The 21,011-nt window shown below is 68.8% G+C and carries 19 protein-coding genes; all 19 read right to left on the bottom strand.

All coding sequences use genetic code 11. The features are described from left to right. Positions 1-15: 15 nt before the first annotated feature. On the bottom strand, positions 16-501 hold the full coding sequence (locus tag JI752_RS11535) for a chemotaxis protein CheW (RefSeq protein WP_216963972.1): 486 nt from the start codon (positions 499-501) through the stop codon (positions 16-18). Positions 502-673: 172 nt separating this feature from the next. Next, positions 674-2,647, bottom strand: coding sequence for a chemotaxis protein CheW (locus JI752_RS11530; RefSeq protein WP_216963968.1), 1,974 nt, complete (start codon positions 2,645-2,647; stop codon positions 674-676). Between the two features lie 48 nt (positions 2,648-2,695). Next, the gene (locus JI752_RS11525; protein ID WP_137834142.1) at positions 2,696-3,061 is read right to left on the bottom strand and encodes a response regulator; all 366 of its coding nucleotides are present in this window, start codon (positions 3,059-3,061) and stop codon (positions 2,696-2,698) included. A 52-nt stretch (positions 3,062-3,113) separates the two neighbouring features. Further along, positions 3,114-3,398, bottom strand: a complete 285-nt coding sequence (locus tag JI752_RS11520; protein ID WP_216963966.1) for an STAS domain-containing protein — start codon at positions 3,396-3,398, stop codon at positions 3,114-3,116. 407 nt (positions 3,399-3,805) lie between these two features. After that, positions 3,806-4,813, bottom strand: coding sequence for a chemotaxis protein CheW (locus JI752_RS11515; RefSeq protein WP_216963963.1), 1,008 nt, complete (start codon positions 4,811-4,813; stop codon positions 3,806-3,808). A 132-nt stretch (positions 4,814-4,945) separates the two neighbouring features. After that, positions 4,946-5,725 carry a ParA family protein gene (locus JI752_RS11510; protein ID WP_216963960.1) on the bottom strand — a complete coding sequence of 260 codons (780 nt, stop codon included), beginning with the start codon at positions 5,723-5,725 and terminating at the stop codon, positions 4,946-4,948. Further along, complete coding sequence (gene motD / locus JI752_RS11505; protein WP_216963957.1) at positions 5,725-6,831, bottom strand: flagellar motor protein MotD; 1,107 nt, start codon at positions 6,829-6,831, stop codon at positions 5,725-5,727. Before motD ends, JI752_RS11510 begins: the two co-directional genes overlap by 1 nt. 16 nt (positions 6,832-6,847) lie before the next feature. Beyond that, positions 6,848-7,588, bottom strand: coding sequence for a flagellar motor protein (locus JI752_RS11500; protein WP_216963954.1), 741 nt, complete (start codon positions 7,586-7,588; stop codon positions 6,848-6,850). Positions 7,589-7,749: 161 nt separating this feature from the next. Further along, entirely contained in the window at positions 7,750-9,576 is a 1,827-nt protein-coding gene (locus JI752_RS11495; RefSeq protein ID WP_216963951.1) for a chemotaxis protein CheA, read from the bottom strand. A 151-nt stretch (positions 9,577-9,727) separates the two neighbouring features. After that, positions 9,728-10,363, bottom strand: a complete 636-nt coding sequence (locus tag JI752_RS19540; RefSeq protein WP_216963948.1) for a protein phosphatase CheZ — start codon at positions 10,361-10,363, stop codon at positions 9,728-9,730. Next, entirely contained in the window at positions 10,360-10,752 is a 393-nt protein-coding gene (gene cheY / locus JI752_RS11485) for a chemotaxis response regulator CheY (protein ID WP_216963945.1), read from the bottom strand. The genes JI752_RS19540 and cheY overlap by 4 nt, the downstream gene beginning before the upstream one ends. Before the next feature lie 225 nt (positions 10,753-10,977). Next, complete coding sequence (locus JI752_RS11480; protein WP_216963943.1) at positions 10,978-11,751, bottom strand: RNA polymerase sigma factor FliA; 774 nt, start codon at positions 11,749-11,751, stop codon at positions 10,978-10,980. Continuing rightward, the gene (locus JI752_RS11475; RefSeq protein ID WP_216963940.1) at positions 11,748-12,662 is read right to left on the bottom strand and encodes a MinD/ParA family protein; all 915 of its coding nucleotides are present in this window, start codon (positions 12,660-12,662) and stop codon (positions 11,748-11,750) included. The genes JI752_RS11480 and JI752_RS11475 overlap by 4 nt, the downstream gene beginning before the upstream one ends. Then, the gene (gene flhF / locus JI752_RS11470) at positions 12,646-15,000 is read right to left on the bottom strand and encodes a flagellar biosynthesis protein FlhF (protein WP_216963937.1); all 2,355 of its coding nucleotides are present in this window, start codon (positions 14,998-15,000) and stop codon (positions 12,646-12,648) included. Before flhF ends, JI752_RS11475 begins: the two co-directional genes overlap by 17 nt. A 204-nt stretch (positions 15,001-15,204) precedes the next feature. Continuing rightward, positions 15,205-17,271, bottom strand: a complete 2,067-nt coding sequence (gene flhA, locus JI752_RS11465) for a flagellar biosynthesis protein FlhA (protein ID WP_254200557.1) — start codon at positions 17,269-17,271, stop codon at positions 15,205-15,207. Then, positions 17,268-18,419, bottom strand: coding sequence for a flagellar biosynthesis protein FlhB (gene flhB, locus JI752_RS11460; RefSeq protein ID WP_216963934.1), 1,152 nt, complete (start codon positions 18,417-18,419; stop codon positions 17,268-17,270). The genes flhA and flhB overlap by 4 nt, the downstream gene beginning before the upstream one ends. Before the next feature lie 178 nt (positions 18,420-18,597). Beyond that, positions 18,598-19,386, bottom strand: coding sequence for a flagellar biosynthetic protein FliR (gene fliR / locus JI752_RS11455; protein ID WP_216963931.1), 789 nt, complete (start codon positions 19,384-19,386; stop codon positions 18,598-18,600). A gap of 323 nt (positions 19,387-19,709) precedes the next feature. Next, a complete protein-coding gene (locus JI752_RS11450; protein ID WP_216963928.1) occupies positions 19,710-19,979 on the bottom strand; it encodes a flagellar biosynthetic protein FliQ in 270 nt (89 codons plus the stop codon). 4 nt (positions 19,980-19,983) lie between these two features. Beyond that, positions 19,984-20,829 (bottom strand): flagellar type III secretion system pore protein FliP, encoded by an 846-nt coding sequence (fliP, locus tag JI752_RS11445; protein ID WP_216963925.1) that lies wholly within the window; start codon positions 20,827-20,829, stop codon positions 19,984-19,986. Between the last annotated feature and the right edge of the window lie 182 nt (positions 20,830-21,011).

Below are 21,011 nucleotides of genomic sequence, written 5' to 3'. Positions count from 1 at the left end.
GGGTGGAACGGAAACTCAGGCGGCGTCGGCGTGGGCCACCAGGCCCATCTCGGTGCTGGTCATCAGGCGCTCGATCTCCAGCAGGATCAGCATGCGTTCGCCGTGCGTGCCGATGCCGGTGATGAACTGGCGGTCGATGGTGGCGCCGATTTCCGGCACCGGGCGAATCTGCTCGGCTTCCAGGCGCACCACGTCGGAGACGCTGTCCACCACCATGCCCACCACGCGGTCGGCGACGTTGAGCACGATCATCACCGTGAGCGCGTTGTATTCGGCCTTGGCGAGGCGGAATTTGAGGCGCATGTCGATGACCGGCACGATGGTGCCGCGCAGGTTGATCACGCCCTTGATGTAGTCCGGCGCGTCGGGCAGGCGGGTGACGGTGTCGTAGCCGCGGATTTCCTGCACTTTCAGGATCTCCACGCCGTATTCCTCTTCGCCCAGGGCGAAGGTGAGGTATTCGTCGGCGGATTCGGTGGGGGTGTTGCGGTCCTGGCTCATGTCGGTGTCTCTCTGGTTTCGTAGCCCGGGTAAGCGGAGCGCACCGCGCCCCCAGGCAACTCGTTCGTGGCTGCGATGAACGCGCCGCAGCGCGTTACACCAGTGAATTGCGTCTTGCCTTTGGATCGGTCACGGCGCCCCGGGTGCGGCCTTCGGCCTTACCCGGGCTACTTCAAGCCGCGTGGGCCAAGCGCTGGGATTGCGACAGCCCGCCCACATCGACGATCAGTGCGACGCGACCGTCGCCCAGGATCGTCGCGCCGGAGATGCCCTGCACGCGGCGGTAGTTGGCTTCGATGTTCTTCACCACCACCTGCTGCTGGCCGAGCAGTTCGTCGACTTCCAGCGCCAGGCGCTTGCCGTCGGCTTCCACCACCACCGCGATCGGCGCGCCCACGCGCGAATCGCCGGACAGGCCGTACTGCGAAGCCAGGTCGAGCAGCGGCAGGTAGTCCTCGCGAACCCGCAGCACGCGCGCCTCGCCGGCGATGGTGCGCACGTCGCCGTCGGCGGGCTGCAGCGATTCGATGACCGCGTTCAGCGGCAGGATGAAGACTTCGCCGCCGACCGCGACGGTCATGCCGTCCAGGATCGCCAGCGTCAGCGGCAGGCGGATCGACACGGTGGTGCCGACGCCCTTCTTCGAACGGATCTCGACCTGGCCGCCGAGTGCGGCGATGTTCTTCTTCACCACGTCCATGCCGACGCCGCGACCGGACAGGTCGGTGAGCTGTTCGGCCGTGGAGAAACCGGGGTGGAACACCAGGTCCCACACTTGCGCGTCGGTCGGGTTGTCGGCGATGGGCAGGTTGCGTTCGGCGGCCTTGCGCAGGATGCGTTCGCGATCCAGGCCGCGGCCGTCGTCGCTGATCTCGATGACGATGTGGCCGCCCTGGTGCTGCGCGTTGAGACTGATCGTGCCGGTTTCGTCCTTGCCCGCGGCGCGACGGTCGGCCGGCGATTCCAGGCCGTGGTCGATCGAGTTGCGCACCAGGTGCACGAGCGGATCGACGATCTTCTCGATCACGCCCTTGTCCAGTTCGGTGGCTTCACCGCTGGTGCGCAGGCGCACCTTCTTGTCCAGGCGCGCGGCGAGGTCGCGGACCATGCGCGGGAAGCGGCTGAAGGCGAACTCCACCGGCAGCATGCGCACGCCCATCACCGCTTCCTGCAGGTCGCGGGTGTTGCGGTCGAGTTGTTCCAGGCCGGACAGCAGCAGCTCGTTGGCGACCGGGTCCAGCTGTGCGGAGCGCTGGCGCAGCATCGCCTGGGTGATGACGAGTTCACCGACGAGGTTGATCAGCGCGTCGACCTTGTTCACCGCGACGCGGATCGAGGTGTCGCCTTCGTTCGCGCTGCCCTTGCGCGCATCGCTGCGCGTGTCGATCGCGACGACGTTGTCGGGCGCGTCCGGCAGCGGCGCCGGTGCGGGCGCGACGGCGGACGTCATGGGAATGGCTTCGATCGCCAGCTCGCACTGGTCTTCGACCCAGGCGAAGGCATCGTCGATGGCGCTGCGCGGCACGCTGCCGGGCAGCATCAGGTCCCACGCCAGGTAGGCTTCGAACGGATCGAGATCGGAGAACTTCGGCAGCGCGTTGTCGAGCGCGGTGACGCCCAGCTTGCCGTGGCCGGCCAGCTCGCGCAGGATGCGCAGCGGGTCGTTGCCGCTGAGGAACATCGACGGCGCCGGCTTGAAGCCAATGCGCCATTCGGCGATTTCCGGCTCCTTCGTTTCGGCCTTCGCGTTCGATGCGGCGACTTCGCGGCCCATCATCTTCGCCAGGCCATCGTGCGCGCGCTTGAGGCCCACCGCGTCGATCGGATCGCCGTGTTCGGCCGCACCCAGCAGGCCGCGCAGCGAATCGCCGGCGACCAGCAGCGCGCCGATCGCGCCGGCGTCGAGCTGTCGGCGTCCGCTGCGCGCTTCGTCCAGCAGCGTCTCCAACTGGTGCGTCAGTTCACTGATGGCGGTGAAGCCGAAGGTCGCCGCGCCGCCCTTGATCGAATGCGCGGCGCGGAAGACGACATTGATGGTTTCGCCATCCGCGGATCCGGATTCCATCGCGAGCAGGCCCGCTTCCATGGCATCCAGGTTTTCGCGGCTTTCCTCGAAGAACGCGGCGTGGAAGCGGGTGATGTCCATCGTGGCGGTTCTGCCTTCAGTGCGCTGACTGGAACGTGTGGAAGGCGATTAGCCCAGGACCTTGCGGACGGTGGCGAGCAGCTGTTCGGGGTCGAACGGCTTGACCAGCCAGCCGGTCGCGCCGGCGGCCTTGCCTTCGGCCTTCTTGTCGCCGCCGGATTCGGTGGTGAGCATCAGCAGCGGCGTGAAGCGGTAGTCGGGCAGCTGGCGCAGCTGGCGGATGAGTTCGATGCCGTCCATGCGCGGCATGTTCACGTCGGTCACCACGGCGTCGAAGCGCTGGGTGCGGGCGACGTCGAGCGCGGCCTGGCCGTCTTCGGCCTCGCGCACGTTGAAGCCGCCGCCGGTCAGCGCGAAGGCGACCATCTGCCGCATGGAGGTGGAGTCGTCGACGATCAGCAGGTTCTTGGACATCGTGGCCGGCTTCTGGTTGTTGTTCGGATGGATGGGAAATGCGGGGATGGCGTCAGGCGGCCGACGCGGCGTCGACGCCCAGGCTCTTGGCGAGCGCAAGCTGGCGCGCGGCGTCGGCCAGCACCTGGGAGGCGCCGGTGACGACGGTGGCGTGGCCCAGCGCGGCGCGTTCGCGCACGAAGGCATGCAGCATCTGCAGGCCGGCCGTGTGCACGCGTTCGACGGCGTCGCCGGCGAGCGACAGCGGTTCGGCGTCCTCCAGGTGCGGGCGCAGCGTGGCCTGCAGGTCGGCGACGTGTTCGATACCGAGGTCGGAGGGAAGCGGCAATGCGTTCATGGCGATCGGGTGGCCGTGGTCATTCGAGATGGATAACGGCGCGGGGCGGGAGGACTTGAGGGGCTTTGCCCGTCAGAGCTCCGGGCCCGTCCATCCTTCGACTTCGCTTCGCTACGCTCAGGACGAACGGGGGGAGGAAGCAGGTTGCTTCCGGGGTGGGGCATACCTTTGGCACCGTTCGTCCTGAGCGTAGGGCCGCAGGCCCGAAGTCGAAGGACGCACGGACCGAAAGCATCCGTAGCCCGGGTAAGCGCAGCGCACCCGGGTTGCCGTCTCCGGAACCGTTGCCCCGGGTGCGGCCTTCGGCCTTACCCGGGCTACGGGGACTTCGATTGGATTCACCGCAGCCATCCATGGCGCTACGCTTTCGGCGCCGGGTCGCCCGGCCCAGCCATCCATGGCCTGCCTCACCCGAACAACGCATTCGCATCCAGCAACACCGTAGGCTTCGCCACCACCCGCGCCACGCCCACGATCGCCTTGGACGGCGAAGCCATCAGCGGCGGTTCGATGCGGTCCGGACCCAGCGTCACCACGTCGTCGACGGCCGAGACCAGCGCGCCGATGAGTTCGTTGTCGCGCTCCACCACGACGATGCGTGCGCGCTCGTCGGGGGTCACACGTTCCGTGCCCAGCCACAGCCCCAGGTCGAAGACCGGGACGATGCGGCCGCGCAGGTTCATCGCGCCCAGCACGGACGGCGCCGCGCCGCGCATGGCGACGATGGGCACGGTGCGGCCGACTTCCTGCACGCGCAGCAGTTCGACCGCGTAACTGTCCTCGCCCACGGCCACGCGCAGCCAGCGATGCGTGGTGGTCACCGTCGGCGGCAGGGAGGGCGGCGTGAGCTCGACCGGACGCAGGCCGGTGTGCGCCTGCGCGGCGGCGGGCGCACGCGGGGGCGGTGCCGGTGAGCGGGCCGGCGCGGGCGCCGGTTGCGGGCGCGGTGCCTCGGCGACCACCGGCGGCGGTGCGTCGAAGAGCGGGTCGGCGTCGAGTTCGGCCAGCAGGCCGGGCGGAATCCCGGCCGCTTGCGTTGGCGATGCGTCGGCGAACAGGGGGTCGGAATCGAGTTCGTCCAGCAATCCGGCGGGAATCGCGAACGTCGGTGCGGTTTCCGGCGCAGGCGCCTGGCCGGCGAAGAGCGGATCGGCGTCGAGTTCGTCGAGCAGGCCGGCGGGAATGACAGCCGACGTCGTCGTCGTGTCGTGCGTGCCAGCAGCGAGCGGGCCGGTGAGGAGCGGATCGGCGTCCAGCTCCGCCAGCAGGCCCGCCGGGATCTCCACGTGCGCCATCACCGCTTCGACGGCGTGCGCCATCACCGGCGCATTCGCCGCAGCGGGCACGGGCGCCACCGCGTCGACGGTGAGGTCGAGCAGTTCGTCGAGGTAGGCGTCGATGGCAGTGTGGGTCATGTCGGTCTTCCCGGCCCCGTCATTCCCGCGGAAGCGGGAATCCAGCGCCTTGCTGTTGCGGTACGGATGAAAGTCGCTGCATCCCCGTGTTCGCGGGAATGACGAGCAGTAGTGCAGGTGCCGATGCAAGTCTCACGCCGCTTCCTTGCGCGCATCGCCCGAGGCTTCGGTTTCCAGCAACCACTTCAGCGCACGGCGGTACATGTCGACGCCGCGGCCGTCGGGCGGATCGGCCTTCACCAGCGATGCCGCGTCGCGCAGGCGCGTGTCCATCGGCACGGCGTGCGGCCAGACGCGTTCGCCGTAGCGATCCTGCAATTCGTACAGGCTCTGCACGCCGGTGCGCGTGCGCCGGTCGAACAATGTCGGCAGCACGTGGCGCGGCAGCGGGCGACGGCGCGAGCGTTCGACCATCTCCGCCGTGCGCAGCATGTCGGCCAGGCCATGCAGGGCGAGCGGGTCGGTCTGCGTCGGCACGATCAGGCGATCGGCCGCCGCCAGCGCATTGACCATCAGCAGGCCGAGCGTGGGCGGGCAGTCCATCAGCACGTAGTCGTAGACATCGCGCACCGTGTGCAACGCACGACCGAGCGCCAGGCCCAGTCCGGGCTGCGTCGCGCCGCGCCGTTCCAGCGTGGCCAGCGCCGGTTGCGCGGCGACCAGCTGCAGGTCGGGGATGTGCGTGTAGCGGGCCAGTTCGAGCAGGCCCGAGGCGCTGCCGTTGAACAGGTCGTGGGTGCCGGACGGCGGCGGGTCGGCGGGGACTTCGAATGCGCGCGTCAGCGACGCGTGCGGATCGAGGTCGAGCAGCAGCACGCGGTTTCCCTGCGTGGCTAACCCGCGTGCGAGGCACAGCGACGTCGTCGTCTTGCCGACGCCACCTTTCTGGTTGGCGATTGCCCAGGCGCGCATCAGCCCGCTCCCGGTGAGGTGGAGGAATGTTTGGCCGCCGCGGCGGCACGTGCGGTGTCGGCGGCGATGCCGTCGTTGCCGGCGGCGTGCGCGCGTGCGGCGGCGGTGGCCGCGCCCGGTGCGCTGGGCGCCGTCGTCGAGCGCGAAGGCGTCGAAGACGCGGCGGGAAACAAATCGGCGTCGACGGCCGGCGCGGTGGTTTCGTCCTGCATCGCGATCGTCGCCGGCGTGCGGTCTTCCAGTGCGTCCGGGCCCTGCGGATTGGCCAGGATCACCAGCAGCACGCGGCGGTTCGCGTTGCGGCCCTGCGGCGTGGCGTTGTCGGCGACCGGCTGGAATTCACCGTAGCCGACCACCGCCAGACGGCTGGGCGAAATGCCGTCCTGCGCCATCACGTGGACGATGCTGGCCGCGCGCGCGGACGACAGTTCCCAGTTGGACGGGAACTGCGACGTCGCGATCGGCACGTTGTCGGTGTAACCCTCCACGCGCATCGCGTTGGGTTCCTCGCGCAGCACGGCGGAAATGCGCCGCACGGTGTCCACGGCCTGCGGATTGGGCACGGCCACGCCGCTGGCGAAGAGGATGTCGCTCTGGATCTCGACTTCCAGGAAGTTGTAGCTGCGCCGCACGGTGACCAGCTTCTGCTTCACCAGTTCCGACAGCGCGTCCTGGATGCGGCGGCCGATCGAATGCAGCTGCTGTTCGCCCTGTTCGCGCGATTCTTCCAGCGCGACCTGCTGCGCCGCGCCGGCCTTGCCGCCGAAGGTCGGCATGTCCAGCACCTGGCGCATGCGCGGCGCGGCGATGGGCGTGGACGAGGACGGGCCGGACTTGGAACCGGGCGTCACCAGCGACGGCCGGTCGAAGGCCGAACCGCGCAGCTGGTGCATGCCCAGCTGGATCGGCGTGACGGTGCGCGGCGGTCCGCCGAACGCGGAGGAGAGCGCATCGGCGAGCACGCGGTACTTGCCCTCGTTGATCGAGGAGATCGCGTACATCACCACGAAGAACGCCAGCAGCAGCGTGATCAGATCGCCGTACGGGATCGCCCACGCTTCGTGGTTCATGTGTTCTTCGTGATGCTGCTTGCGGCGGCCGGCCATGGGTGCGAAGGCTCCGTCAGACCACGAAGCCGTTGAGCCGCGCTTCGATGTTGCGCGGGTTCTCGCCCTGGGCGATGGCGATGAGGCCTTCGATGATCATCTCGCGCTCGTCGGCCTGCTGGTTGATCAGCCCCTTCAGCTTGGCCGCCATCGGCAGCAGCATCAGGTTCGCCAGGCCGATGCCGTAGATCGTCGCGGTGAACGCGGCGGCGATGCCGTGGCCGAGCTTGCTCGGGTCGGCGAGGTTCTTCATCACCGCCATCAGGCCCAGCACCGCGCCGATGATGCCCAGCGTCGGCGAGTAGATGCCGGCGCCCTCGAACACCTTGGCCGCGGCGAGGTCGCGCTGCGACTGGCCGTGCAGTTCGATCTCCAGCATCTGCCGGATCGATTCGGGCTCCACGCCGTCCACCACCATCTGCAGGCCCTTGCGCACGAACGGGTCTTCCTGCGCCTGCACTTCGGCTTCCAGGCCCAGCAGGCCCTGGCGGCGCGCGACGGTGCTCCATTCCACGATGCGCGCGATCATCGCCGGCCGATCCTGTGCGGGCGGATTGAATACCCAGCGCACGATCGCCAGTGCACGCTTGAACGTCGCCATCGGCGTCTGCACGAGGATGGCCGCGATGGTGCCCAGGATCACGATGACGAACGCCGCCGGCGACCACAGGCCCGAGAGGCCCGCGCCCTTGAGGATGCTGCCGCCGATGAGGGCGACCAGCGCAAGTACGACACCGATGAGGCTGAGTCTGTCCATCGTGGGGAAACGTCCGTGGAGGTTGAGCTGTCATTCCCGCGAAGGCGGGAATCCATGGTTCCGACGCGGCAACCTCGACGGGAGGCGTGCAACGTTTGCGAGTTGGATCCCCGCCTTCGCGGGGATGACGGCATGGGGTTTTGCTCGGAGCTTCGTTGTTCTTAACGGTCCCTCGCCGCGCTACTTGAGCCGCGCAGCCCGGTTCTGAGCAGTGCGTCCACATCCAGGATCAGCGCCATGCGGCCGTCGCCGACCAGGCTGGCGCCGGCGTAACCGGCCAGGCCGCGCAGCGTGCGGGGCAGGGCCTTGATGACCACTTCCTCGCGGCCGCGCACGCGGTCCACGGTCAGGCAGAAGCGTTGCTCGCCGGACTGCAGCACCACGCAGGTCGTGGCCGCGGCCGGGTCGGGCGCCAGGCCCAGCCAGGCGCGCAGGTCGATCAGCGGCAGCGGCTGGTCGCGCAGGTCGAGCATGCTCTGGCCGTCCACCCAGATCGCCTCCACGCGCTCGTGCGCCAGCACTTCGACCACGCGCACCAGCGGCAGCGCGTAGACGTCGCCTTCCAGTTCCACCAGCAGCGTGGGCAGGATCGCCAGCGTCAGCGGTACGCGGATCACGAAGCGCGTGCCGCGGCCGACTTCGGAATGGATCTGCACCTGACCGGACAGTTCGCGGATCTTGGACTGCACCACGTCCATGCCGACGCCGCGCCCGGACAGGTCGCTGACTTCGCTGCGCGTGGAGAAGCCGGCCATGAAGATCAGGTTGAGGCATTCGTCCGACGACAGCCGCGCGGCGGCGTCGGGGTCGATCAGGCCTTTCTTGACGGCGCTGCGGCGGATCTTTTCCGGGTCGATGCCGGCGCCGTCGTCGCTGACTTCGATGGAGACGTGGTCGCCTTCCTGCTGCGCGGACAGGCGCACGCGGCCCTGTTCGTTCTTGCCCGATGCGCGGCGCGTGTCCGGCGCTTCGATGCCGTGGTCGATCGCGTTGCGCACCAGGTGCACCAGCGGATCGGCGAGGGCTTCGACGAGGTTGCGGTCCAGTTCGGTCTCGGCGCCGACGATGTCCAGCTCCACCGACTTGGACACCTGTCGCGCGACGTCGCGTGCGAGCTTGGGAAAGCGTGCGAACACGCGGCCCACCGGCTGCATGCGCACCATCATCACCGAGGACTGCAGGCGCGAGGTGGCGACGTCCAGCGCGGTCACGGCGCGATCGAGGTCCTCGTCGCGCAGGCGCGGGCGGATGGTCTTGAGGCGGTTGCGCGCGAGCACGAGTTCGCCGACCAGGTCGACCATCGCGTCGAGGCGACGCACGTCGACGCGGACGGTGGGGTCTTCGGCGGCTTTGGGTTGTGCGTTGGATTTCGCGGCGCCTTTGGCCCCTCCCCCTGCTTGCAGAGGGAGGTTGGGAGGCGGGAGTGAGGGCGCGTCAGCGCCCGAGCTCGCCGCGCTGCGGCTTTGCGACCCCTCCCCAACCCTTCCCTGCGAGCCGGGGAGGGAGTTCGCGCTGGAGCCGTGCAGCGAATCCAGCAGCGCTTCGAACTCGTCCTCGTCGATGTCGCCGTTCGCCGATGCCGGCTTCGCGGTGCTCATGGCGATGCCCTTGGCGCCGTCGCGCAGCGACTTCAGCAGCGCCGGCGGTGCGTGTTCGGGTTCCTCGCCGGCCGACACGGCCGCGAGCATGTCCACCAGCAGGTCCAGCGACTGCTGCGTGTCGTCGAACGCCGCCGCGTCCATCGGCACCGTGCCGTCACGCGCGACGTTGAGGCGATCCTCCACCGCGTGGCAGATGTGCACCATCGGCACGAAGTCGAGGAAGCCCGCGCCGCCCTTGATGGTGTGGAAACCGCGGAAGACGGTGTTGAGGCAGTTGCGGTCGGTCGGCGCGTGTTCCAGCGCGACCATCTGCTCGCCCAGCTGGTCGAGGATCTCGCGCGCTTCGATCAGGAAGTCGGCCGCGATGTCGTCGGCGATGGCGTTCATCGGCGAATCCTCGAAAGCAGTTCGTCATTCCCGCGCAGGCGGGTAGCCCGGGTAAGCGAAGCGCACCCGGGATCGAGCGTGACGGCACCCCGGGTGCGGCCTGCGGCCTTACCCGGGCTACGGCTCGGCATGAACGTCGGGCGAACCATCGTTACAACCCCAGCGAAGACAGCAGTTCGTTCGCGTCGTCCTGCGTCGCCGGTGCGGGATCCACGCCCGCCACCGACGGGCCGAAGCCGCGCGAGTTGTGATTGAGGTGCAACGGCGTGTCGCCGGTGTCGACGACTTCGCCCAGGCCCGCGTGCACCGCGCGCACCAGCACCACGACGCGGCGGATGATCTGCCCGGTCAGGTCCTGGTACCCCTGCGCAGCGGTCATTTCCGACATGCGCGAGCGGATCGCGGCGATGGTCGCGGCCTGTTCCTCGGCGGCGGCATCCGGCAGCGTGCCCAGCAGCACGCCGCATTCCTGGATCAGGTCGAGCGTGCGATGGCTGGCGTCCTCGCTCACGTGCACCACGTGTTCCAGGCGCGCGCAGGCTTCCGGCAGGGAACCGCTCGTCGACGACGCGCCGCTGCTTTCGCCCAGCGCGCTTTCCAGTTCGCGCGCGAGCTTGGCCAGGCCCTGCACCAGCGGCTGGCTGCGCCACTGGATCAGCGCGTCGACATTGCTGCGCCAGCCGGCGAGGTCGTCGTGCTCCAGCGCCCACAGCGCCGCGTGCAGGCGCGCGATGACGGCCTGGCGGTCCTGCGTGATGACCACCTCGGAGCCGGGCGCCTCGATCACGCGGCCGCTCCCAGGCGCTCGAACACCTTGGCGAGCTTGTCTTCCAGCGTCGCGGCGGTGAAGGGCTTGATGACGTAACCGTTCACGCCGGCCTGTGCGGCTTCGATGATCTGCTCGCGCTTGGCTTCGGCGGTGACCATCAGCACCGGGATCTTCGCCAGCGCGGCGTCGGCGCGGATCGCCTTGAGCAGGTCGATGCCCGGCATGCCCGGCATGTTCCAGTCGGTGACGACCAGGTCGTACGACGCTTTCTTCAGTTCGATCAGCGCGGTGCTGCCGTCGTCGGCCTCGGCGGTGTTGTGGAAGCCCAGGTCGTTGAGCAGGTTCTTGACGATGCGGCGCATGGTCGAGAAGTCGTCGACGATGAGGATGCGGATGTTCTTGTCCATGTGGGCTTGGCTCTGGTGCAGAAGGAAAGTCGGGAACAGCGTCAATGCGTGATGGTGATCAGCCCGTTGCTCCTTCGACTTCGGCGCTGCGCGCCTACGCTCAGGACGAACGGTGAAACGATCCCGTTCGTCCTGAGCGTAGGGCCGAAGGCCCGAAGTCGAAGGATGAACGGGCCGGTCGCGCCGGAGTCATTCGGCACAGGTGCGCAACTGTCGAAGGCGAACTCAATACCCATGCTCGTCCTCATCGTCCTCATGCGTGCCGCGCCACTCGCCCAGACGCGCGCGCAGGCGCAACATCGCCTGGCCGTGGATCTGGCAGACGCGCGATTCGCTCACGCTCAGCACCGCGCCGATCTCGCGCAGGTTCAGCTCCTGCTCGTAGTACAGCGACAGCACCAGCTGTTCGCGTTCGGGCAGGTTGGCGATCGCGCCGCCGAGGGCTTCGCGGAACGCGCCGTGTTCGAACTCGCGCGCCGGCGTCGCGCCGCCGTGCGTGGCCAGGTGCGGCTCGCCCTCGTGTTCGTCCAGGTGCGCTTCCAGGCTGATGAGCTGGCCGCGCGCGGCGTCCTCGAGCATGCGGTGGTATTCGTCCAGCGAAACCTCGAGCGCGCTGGCCACTTCCTGCGAGGTCGCGGCGCGGCCGGTGCGCTGTTCGACTTCGCGCGTGGCGGCGACGACATCGCGGTAACGGCGATGCACCGAGCGCGGCACCCAGTCGCCACGGCGGATCTCGTCGATCATCGCGCCGCGGATGCGGATGGAGGCATACGTTTCGAACGCCGCGCCTTGATCCGCCTGGAAATTGCGGGCCGCGTCGATCAGGCCGAGCATGCCGGCCTGGATGAGGTCGTCGATCTCCACGCTCGCCGGCAATCGCGCGGCCAGGTGGTGGGCGATGCGGCGCACGAGTTCGCCGTGCTTCTCGACGACCTCGGTCGCGTTGGCGTTGTCGGTGGCGCGCTGGGTGGCCTTGTACTGTGCGGCGGCGGCGTTCATGCGACGGCGCTCCGTAATGGATCGTTGTGGCTGGCCGCACTGGCGCCCGCGCTGTGCGCGACGAGGCGTTCCATGAAGAATTCGACGCCGCCGCGCGGACCGGCCGGCGACTGCCAGCTGTTCGCGCGCCGTGCGATGTCGCGGAAGGCCAGCGCCGAAGGACAACCCGGGAAGGCTTCCACGACGGCTTCCTGGCGCTGGATCGCGCGGCGCAGCCATTCGTCGCGCGGAATCGCGCCGAGGTAGTGCAGCGTCACGTCGAGGAAGCGCGCGCTGACGCGCTCGAGCTTCTCGAACAGCTGCTTGCCTTCGATGGCGTTGTTGACCTGGTTGGCCAGCACCTGCACGCGGGTCACGCCGCGCTCGCGGCTGAGCACCTTGATCAGCGCGTAGGCGTCGGTGACCGAGGCCGGTTCGTCGCAGACCACCACCACCACGTCCTGCGCGGCCTGGCAGAAGGTGAGCACGCTGTCGGAGATGCCGGCGGCGTTGTCCACCACCATCGCGTCCAGCGGCAGGTCGAGCTGGCAGAAGGCGTTCACCAGGCCGATGTGCTGCTGCGGCAGCAGTTCGGTCATGTGGCGCTTGCCCGACGCCGCCGGAACCACCCACAAACCGCGCGGGCCTTCCAGCAGGGTGTCCTGCAATTCGCAGCGACCGGCGAAGACGTCGGCCAGCGTGAACTGCGGCGACAGGCCGAGCATCACGTCGACGTTGGCAAGGCCCAGGTCGGTGTCCAGCAGCAGCGTGCGCTGGCCGGCGTGGACCAGGGCCATGGCGAGGTTCACCGAGACGGAGGTCTTGCCGACACCGCCCTTGCCGCTGGCCACGGCGATGACGCGCACCGGGGCGCGCGCGCCGGACACGGGCGCACTGGACGCGGGTGCATTGAGATCAGCTGGCGATGGCATGGCGGTCCTCGGTGGGGAGGGTCACAGGACGGGCGTCGAGAGACCCGAGGGGGTTATCGGCAGCACGTCGCACTTTCTCGAGGGTCAAAACGAGACGGCGTGCGTCCGCGGCGGCAATGTCGGTCGGGACCTGCTGGCCGTCGGTGGTGTAGGCCAGGCTCAGGCCGTGCTGGACCAGCACCGACAGGGGCGAACCCAGGCGGCCGGTCTCGTCCAGCTTGGTCAGCACCACGCCTTCCGGTGAGGCCGGGCGGTAGCGGCGCACCACTTCGCCCAGGTCATGGGCATTCGTGTTGGCCGGCAGCACGAGCAGGCTGCGCACGCGCTTGGCCGCGCGCAGCCACAGGATCTGGCCGAGCAGGGCGCGGTCGCGCAGGCCGTGGCCGGCGGTGTCGACCAGCACCAGCGGGTAGTCGGCGAGCTGGTCGAGGGCGTCGTTCAGCGCTTCCGGGCCGTTGGCCTCGCACACCGTCACGCCCAGTCGGCGGCCGAGGATGTGCAGCTGCTCCGTCGCGCCGGGGCGCTCGGTGTCGGTGGTGACCAGGGCGACGTCGCGGGCCCGGTGGCGCTGGGCGAAACGCGCGGCGAGCTTGGCGGCGGTGGTCGTCTTGCCGGCGCCGGTCGGGCCGACCAGGGCGATCACGCCGCCGTCGTCGATGGGTTCGTGGCGGGCGACGGAGATCGCGCGCGCCAGTTCTTCCAGCATCGGCTCGCGCACCTGCGCCGGGTCGAGGCGGGCGTCGATGCGGCCGGCGATCGTCTGCGCCAGATTCTCGTCGCAGCCGTAGCTCATCAGCAGGTCGAACGCCGCCGCGCGCGCCGGCGAACCGCGCAGGCGTTCGACGGTGAGCTGGCCGAACTCGCGCTCGATCATCGCGCGCATCGTCGCCAGTTCGTCGCGCATGGCGAGCATGGACGGGTCGCGTGCGTCGGCGACGGCGTGGAGGTGGGGCGCAGCGGCGGGCGTTTGAGGCGCGAGCGCTTGAGCCCCTCTCCTCTCGGAGTGAGAGGGCGCTGCTTGCGAACCACTGGTTCGCGCGCCATCGAACGCCCAAACGCTGTGCGTTTGGGCTTGGGGGTCGGGGTGAGGGGCAACGGAGTGATTCGTCAACAGATCGACGTAGGAGGCAGAACCCTTGAAGGCAGTGCCATCGGCGAGGTGGTCCTGATTGCGCCCCTCACCCTCGATCCCTCTCCCGTCGGGAGAGGGAAGCAAAGCGTCATCGCTCCACAGATCCGCAAGGCTGCGGTATTCGTGCGAGATCGGCTCGCTGGGCTGCGTCGCCCGCGCCCCTTCAAGCGCGGCGACATCGGCCGATAGAGAGGGAGCAGCGTCACCGATTCCGACCGCAGCCGTGGGCGCGACGTGTGTCGGGTCGGTGACGCTGTCCCTTGTTGCTTCCTGCACCGGCGCATCGTGCGATGTGCTGGTGCCGGCGGGTGCGGCCTGCGCGAACGCCGCCGCTGCCGCCTCGAACTTCTCCCCCTGCGGGATCAGCGCGGCCATCATCGCGTCGAAGCGCGAGGTGTCGGGCTTGGGGCGCGCGTCGGCCACCTGCGTCTCGACCTTCGGCGCGCGCGGCGCGGTTTCCACGCGCGTGCCGTCGCCGATGGCGAACACGGCGCGGCCGCGGATCGGGGATTCGGCGATCTTCGCGCGTGCCTTGTCGGAGAGCGCGACGACGGCGGGTTCTTCGTCTTCGATTTCGATGCGCTGCATTTCCACGCGCTCCATTTCGACGGTGGACTCGGCCGACGGCGCGGTCCAGGCGGGCTTGCCCTTCACCGGCTTGGTGAGCAGTGCGGCGAGCGAGGACATGCGCGAGCTTTTTTGCTCCTCCCCCTCCTTGGCGGGGGAGGTTGGGAGGGAGTAGTGAGGCGCGTCAGCGCCGAGCTCGCCGCGATGCGTCGCGACTCCAAGCTCGCCGCTGCGCGGCTTCGCGACCCCTCCCCAACTGTCCCGGCCTTCGGGCATAACCCGAAGGCGTTCGTCGGGACGCGCGCCAGTGGCGCGCAGACGTCCCTCCTCACCCCCTGCACGCAGGGGAGGTGGAGCTTCGTTCGAGGCATTCGACATCGACTTCGTCATCGGCACCACCGCCGCCACCGTCGCCGGCGTGCTCGGCGAGGCCACCGGCGCGGGCGCGGCGGGCAGCGACGGCAACGCGGCGCGCAGGGCCTGCTGCGCCAGGGATTCGTCGTAGTCGGTGGCCGAGACGATCTCGATGCCGTCCTCGACCGGACGGTTCGACAGGATCACCGCATCGGGCCCCTGTTCGTCGCGCACCATGCGCAGCGCGGTGCGCATGTCGGGGGCGATGAAACGTTTGATTCGCATGGTTTAACAGCCGGGATTCGGGATTCGGGATTCGGGATTGGGTGAAGCGGGGATTCGTGATTCGAGATTCGGTAAAGCCGGGATTCGTGATTCGAGATTCGGGATTCGCAAAAGCGGAGGGGCGACCGGCGAATCATTGAAGTGGGCGTGAGTCATGCTTTTGCTCCTACGAATCCCCAATCCCGAACTCCCAATCCCGGCTTTTCACCCCACCGACCCCACCAACCGCAACCGCTTGTCCTCCGGCACTTCGCCGTAGGCCAGCACGGTCAGCGCGGGGACGCTGTGCCGCACGAGCCGGGCGATCGCGGAACGGATCCCACCGGGAACCAGCAGCACCGCGGGTTCGCCGCGGCCTTCCTGGCGGGTGACGCACTCGCTGAGGTTCTGATGCAGACGCTCGGCGAGTCCGGGTTCCAGCGCGGCGCCCTGGCCGCTGACGGAGTCCTGCAATACCCGTTCCAAAGCCGGCGCCAAGGTATAGACGGGCAGTTCGGCGCCCAGTCCGTTGAGTTCCTGGACGATGAATCGGCCCAGCGCGGTGCGCACGGCGGCCGTCAGCAGCGCCGGGTCCTGCGTGTGCGCGCCGTGTTCCAGCAACGCTTCGACGATCTGCCGCAGCTGCCGCACCGGCACGCGTTCGGCCAATAGCGACTGCAGCACGCGCACCACGGTCGACAGCGGCAGCAGCTTCGGCGTCAGGTCTTCGACCAGGCGCGGCGAGGCGCGGCCCAGCGTGGCCAGCAGCTGCTGCACTTCCTCGTGGCCGAGCAGTTCGGCGGCGCGTTCGCGCACCAGGTGCGAGAGGTGCGTGGCGACCACGGTGGCCGCATCGACCACCGTGTAGCCCAGCGATTCGGCCTGCGCGCGCTGGCCCGGCTGGATCCACACCGCGTCCAGTCCGAACGCCGGGTCCTTGCCGGGAATGCCTTCGAGCTTGCCGAACACGTGGCCCGGGTCGAGCGCGAGGTGGCGGTCGGGGTGGATCTCGCCGCTGGCGATCGGCACGCCATGCACGAGCACGCGGTACAGGCCCGGCGCCAGTTCGAGGTTGTCGCGCACGTGCACGGCGGGAATCAGGAAACCCAGGTCCTGCGTCAATTTGCGGCGCACGCCCTTCAGGCGCGCCAGCAGTTCGCCGCCCTGGTTCTTGTCGACCAGCGCGATCAGGCGATAACCCACTTCCAGGCCCAGCGGCTCGACCGGACGCAGTTCGTCCCAGCTCAGTTCCGGCTGCGCGGCGGCGGCCGCGGTGGCCAGCTCGCCTTCGATCACGTCCGTCGGCGGCGCCAGCGAGCGCTTGTGCAGCCGCCATGCCGCGTATCCCAGCATCGCCGCCAGGATCAGGAACGGCACGTTCGGCATGCCCGGCACGATGCCGACCAGCGCCATCAGCGCCGCCGCCACGGCCAGCGCACGCGGGTGCAGCACCTGCGTGGTGACCGCCGCGCCCATTTCCTGTTCGCGCGTGGCGCGCGTGACCAGCATGGCGACCGCGGTGGAGATCAGCAGCGCCGGCAGCTGCGCGACCAGGCCGTCGCCGATCGCCAGCAACACGTACGTGGTGCCTGCGTCCTTGAACGTCATCTCGTGCTGGAGCACGCCGATCAGCACGCCGCCGATGATGTTGATCGCCAGGATCAGCAGGCCGGCGATGGCGTCGCCGCGCACGAACTTGCTGGCGCCGTCCATCGAACCGTAGAAGTCGGCTTCCGCGCGCACTTCCTCGCGGCGCATCTTCGCGTCTTCGCGGGTGAGCAGGCCGGCGTTGAGGTCGGCGTCGATCGCCATCTGCTTGCCGGGCAGGGCGTCGAGGATGAAGCGCGCCGACACTTCCGAGATGCGCCCGGCGCCCTTGGTGACGACGACGAAGTTGACGATGGTCAGGATCGCGAACACCACGATGCCGACCGCGAAGCTGCCGCCGATGACGAACTGGCCGAAGGATTCGATCACGTGGCCCGCCGCCGCCGGGCCCTGGTGGCCGTGCAGCAGCACCACGCGGGTGGAGGCGACGTTCAGCGCCAGGCGCAGCAGCGTGACCAGCAGCAGCACGCTGGGGAAGATCGAGAACTCCAGCGGCCGCTTGACGTACACCACCGCCAGCAGCACCACCAGCGACATGGCGATGTTGACGGTGAACAGCGCGTCCAGCACCAGCGGCGAGAGCGGCACGATGACCATGGCGAGCATCGCCAGCACGATCACCGGCGTCGCCAGGCCGCTCTTCACGGCGTGGCCCATGTTGGCGACAGAGAACTGACTGCTCATGCCGTCGGCTTTCCGTCATCGGCTGCGCCATCGGCCAGCACGGAGTCCACGGAGACATCGCCCAGGCTCGGCATCGGCCCGTGCGCGGGGTGCCAGCGCTTGAGCTGGTAGACGTAGGACAACACCTGCGCGACGGCCGCGTAGAGCTTCACCGGGATCTCCTGGTCGATCTGCGCATGCCGATACAAGGCGCGTGCCAGAGGCGGTGCCTCGACGATGCTGACCCGGTGCTTGCCGGCCACGTCGCGGATGGCCAGCGCCATCTCGTCCACGCCCTTGGCGACGACCTTGGGCGCGCGCATCTTGCCGGCCTCGTACTTGAGCGCGACGGCGAAGTGGGTCGGGTTGGTGACGATCACGTCGGCGGTCGGCACCGCTTCCATCATCTGGCGGCGCGACAGCTGCGCGGCGATCTGGCGCACACGCGCCTTCACTTCCGGATTGCCTTCGCTTTCCTTGTATTCGTCGCGCAGTTCCTGCTTGCTCATCTTGAGCTTGTTGCGGTACTGGAAGTGCTGCCAGGGCACGTCGATCAGCGCCAGTACGCCGAGTGCGCCGACCATCGCCAGCACCGCCTTGGTGATCAACGACAGGCCCACGCCGACGGCTTCATTCAGCGGCATCTTCGCCATGTCGATCAGGTGGGTGAACGCGCCGTACACCACCATGCCGCCGAGGCCGCCGATGAGCAGCACGCGCAGGACCGAGCGCACCAGCTCGGCGAGACTTTCCTTTCCGTACATGCGCTTGAGGCCTGCCATCGGGCTCATGCGCGCGAAATCCGGGGCGAGCGACTTCGACGCGAAGCGCAATCCGCCCATCACCGCCGGCGCGATGAAGCATGCGGCCAGCGCGGCCAGCAGGATGGGCAGCATCGGCTTGACCAGGCCGAGCAGCAGCAGCGCGGCGTGCGTGAGGAGGCGGTCGTGCTGGCCGAGCATCGCCGGATCGAGGGTGAGCGCTTCGCGCAGCCAGTCCTGCGACGCGGTGCCGATGCTGGAGCCGGTCGCGACCAGCGCCATCGCCGCGCAGCCGAGCACCGCCACGTTGCCCAATTCGCGCGATCGCGGAACGTCGCCGCGTTCGCGCGCTTCGCGCAATCGTTTTTCTGATGGCTGTTCGGTTTTGTCTTCCTGGTCTTCGGACATCGGCGTTCATTCCCTCGGCCAGCCGATCCCTGCAGCGAGCGTGCCAAACGCCTTCTTCGCCTGCGTAGCCCGGGTAAGCGAAGCGCACTCGGGGTGGCGTCCGGCAACTGGCACGCGGCCAGTCCCCGGGTGCGCTGCGCTTACCCGGGCTCCAGGGGCTGCAAGCAGGGGAGGGGGTTCAAGCCGTCAGCGCCCGCGCCGCGTTGAACGCTTCATCGAACAAGCGCTCCACCGGTCCCTGCAGCTCCCGTGCCAGAAGCATCAGCAGCACCAGCCCGACCAGCAGCGCCACCGGCAGGCCCAGCTGCACGGGGTTGAGCTGCGGCGCCGCGCGCGCCAGCACGCCGAAGGCGAGGTTCACCGCCAGCAGCGCGACGATCACCGGCAGCGCCAGCAGCAGCCCGGCCTGTAACGCGGTGGAGAAGAACGTCGGCACCACCGACAGGAACTGCTGCACGTCCACCAGCGGCGTGCCCAGCGGCAGTGCGTGGTAGCTGTCCAGCAGCAGCTTCACCAGCGCCAGGTGGCCGTCGAAGGTGAAGAACAGCAGGCCGAACACGAGGTAGAACCACTGCGCCAGCACCGGCGAGGACGCACCGCTGAGCGGGTCGGCCATCGTCGCGAACGACAGGCCCATGCCCTGCGACACCAGTTCGCCGGCGAACTGCCCGGCCTCGAAGGCCAGGCGCAGGATCGTGCCGATGGCGATGCCGACGGCGAATTCGCGCAGCACGGTGAGGACTGTCATCGCATCCACGCCGGCCGCGGGCGGCGTCGGCAGCAGCGCCGACAACGCGCCGGAAATCGCCAGCGTCACCATGAGTCGCGCGCGCATCGGCATGCTGCGACCGCCCAGCATCGGCATCGCCTGCATCGCCGCACCGATGCGGATGGCATGCCACAGCACGGTGCCGAGCATGCCGAACAGGTTGAGGCCGTCGATGACGGTGGCGGTGGTGGGTTCCATCAGGCCGCCTGCATTCGACGACGGAAGGGCGCCAAGGTATTCCCCGTTCGTCCTGAGCGTAGGGCCGCAGGCCCGAAGTCGAAGGACGAGCGGGCATCACGCGCCAGTGGAGCCGCCTGCATCCCGTCCATCCTTCGACTTCGGCGCTTCGCGCCTACGCTCAGGACGAACGGTGAAAGGTGGGCGATGTCTGCTTGCACGATGCTTCCTTCTCTCTCACTGCCATCCATGGCGGGACGCGATTGGCTTCGGATCGCCCGGCCCGGCCATCCATGGCCGGTCGTTCGGCAGGCCACGCGGCAGTGCGGCGTAAACGGCCGGCCTCACCCCACCAAGTGCGGAATCCGATGAAACAGATCCGCCGTGAACGCCACCATCTTCCCGAGCAGGAAGTGCCCGGTGAGCGCCAGCGTCGCCACCAGCGCGATGGCCTTCACGACGAAGCCGATCGTGGGTTCGTTGATCTGCGTGGCGGCCTGCACGATGCCGACGACCACGCCGACGACGAGCACGGCGATGAGCGGCGGCGCGCCCAGCACCAGCGCCATCTGCAGGCCGCGGCCGATTTCGGTGAGGGCGGTTTCCGGCGTCATGACGTCACGCCACGTTGAAGCTGGCGGCGAGCGAACCGACCACCAGCACCCAGCCGTCCACCAGCACGAACAGCAGGATCTTGAACGGCGCCGAGATCAGCATCGGCGAGAGCATCATCATGCCCATCGACATCAGCACGCTCGCCACGACCAGGTCGATGATCACGAACGGGATGTAGATCAGGAACGCGATCTCGAACGCGGTCTTCAACTCGCTGGTGAGGAACGACGCGGCCAGCACGCTGAAGGGCACGTCCTGCGGCGTCGCGTACGGGCCGCTGTTGGACAACCCGGCGAACGTCATGAGGTCGGTCTCGCGGATCTGCGCGAGCATGAAACCGCGGAACGGCTCGGACGCGGCGGTCCATGCGCTGCGGAAATCCATCTGGTCGTTGAGGTAGGGCGCGATGCCGGCGGCCCAGGCCTGGTCGAACACCGGCGTCATCACCATCGCGGTGAGGAACAACGCCAGCGCCATCAGCACCTGGTTGCTCGGCGTCTGCCCGGTGCCCAGTGCCTGTCGAAGCAGGCCCAGCACGATGATGATGCGCGTGAACGCGGTCAGTCCCAGCAACGCCGCCGGCAGCAGCGTGATGCCGGTCATCAGCAGCAGCACCTGCATCGGCATGCTGACCGGTTCGCCGCCGATCTTGCCGACCGTGACCGAGGGCAACGGCTTGTTCAACGCGGCCAGCGCGGGCGACGCCGGCGCCGGCGCGGACTGGGCCTGCGTGGAAACCGGCGTGGGCAGCGCCTGTGCGTGGACGGGCAGGAAGGCCGGCGCGATGAAGAGCAGCGCCAGGGCGAGGGACAGGGCGATGGCGATGCGGCGGACGAGTTCCGACGTCATCCCGGTGGAGTGGTGCCTCTCCGTCACCCCAACGCAACGGGCATATCCCGTCATCCCAGCGAAAGCTGGGATCCATTTTGCTTTTGCTCTTGGGTTCGATTTCACGGCAGGAAGATCAACATGGGTTCCAGCTTTCGCTGGAACGACGGTGGAGGGCTGCCGGCTTCCGTGAACGCGTGGCG

Source organism: Lysobacter sp. MMG2 (assembly GCF_016735495.2).
Lineage (GTDB): Bacteria > Pseudomonadota > Gammaproteobacteria > Xanthomonadales > Xanthomonadaceae > Lysobacter_J.
The sequence above is the reverse complement of the archived record's forward strand: the minus strand, read 5'-3'. Positions and strand labels throughout refer to the sequence as shown.

Coding starts and splice junctions, on each gene's coding strand:
- JI752_RS11535 (WP_216963972.1), bottom strand. CDS start 501: ATGAGCCAGGACCGCAACACCCCCACCGAATCCGCCGACGAATACCTC.
- JI752_RS11530 (WP_216963968.1), bottom strand. CDS start 2,647: ATGGACATCACCCGCTTCCACGCCGCGTTCTTCGAGGAAAGCCGCGAA.
- JI752_RS11525 (WP_137834142.1), bottom strand. CDS start 3,061: ATGTCCAAGAACCTGCTGATCGTCGACGACTCCACCTCCATGCGGCAG.
- JI752_RS11520 (WP_216963966.1), bottom strand. CDS start 3,398: ATGAACGCATTGCCGCTTCCCTCCGACCTCGGTATCGAACACGTCGCC.
- JI752_RS11515 (WP_216963963.1), bottom strand. CDS start 4,813: ATGACCCACACTGCCATCGACGCCTACCTCGACGAACTGCTCGACCTC.
- JI752_RS11510 (WP_216963960.1), bottom strand. CDS start 5,725: ATGCGCGCCTGGGCAATCGCCAACCAGAAAGGTGGCGTCGGCAAGACG.
- motD (WP_216963957.1), bottom strand. CDS start 6,831: ATGGCCGGCCGCCGCAAGCAGCATCACGAAGAACACATGAACCACGAA.
- JI752_RS11500 (WP_216963954.1), bottom strand. CDS start 7,588: ATGGACAGACTCAGCCTCATCGGTGTCGTACTTGCGCTGGTCGCCCTC.
- JI752_RS11495 (WP_216963951.1), bottom strand. CDS start 9,576: ATGAACGCCATCGCCGACGACATCGCGGCCGACTTCCTGATCGAAGCG.
- cheY (WP_216963945.1), bottom strand. CDS start 10,752: ATGGACAAGAACATCCGCATCCTCATCGTCGACGACTTCTCGACCATG.
- JI752_RS11480 (WP_216963943.1), bottom strand. CDS start 11,751: ATGAACGCCGCCGCCGCACAGTACAAGGCCACCCAGCGCGCCACCGAC.
- JI752_RS11475 (WP_216963940.1), bottom strand. CDS start 12,662: ATGCCATCGCCAGCTGATCTCAATGCACCCGCGTCCAGTGCGCCCGTG.
- flhF (WP_216963937.1), bottom strand. CDS start 15,000: ATGCGAATCAAACGTTTCATCGCCCCCGACATGCGCACCGCGCTGCGC.
- flhA (WP_254200557.1), bottom strand. CDS start 17,271: ATGAGCAGTCAGTTCTCTGTCGCCAACATGGGCCACGCCGTGAAGAGC.
- flhB (WP_216963934.1), bottom strand. CDS start 18,419: ATGTCCGAAGACCAGGAAGACAAAACCGAACAGCCATCAGAAAAACGA.
- fliR (WP_216963931.1), bottom strand. CDS start 19,386: ATGGAACCCACCACCGCCACCGTCATCGACGGCCTCAACCTGTTCGGC.
- JI752_RS11450 (WP_216963928.1), bottom strand. CDS start 19,979: ATGACGCCGGAAACCGCCCTCACCGAAATCGGCCGCGGCCTGCAGATG.
- fliP (WP_216963925.1), bottom strand. CDS start 20,829: ATGACGTCGGAACTCGTCCGCCGCATCGCCATCGCCCTGTCCCTCGCC.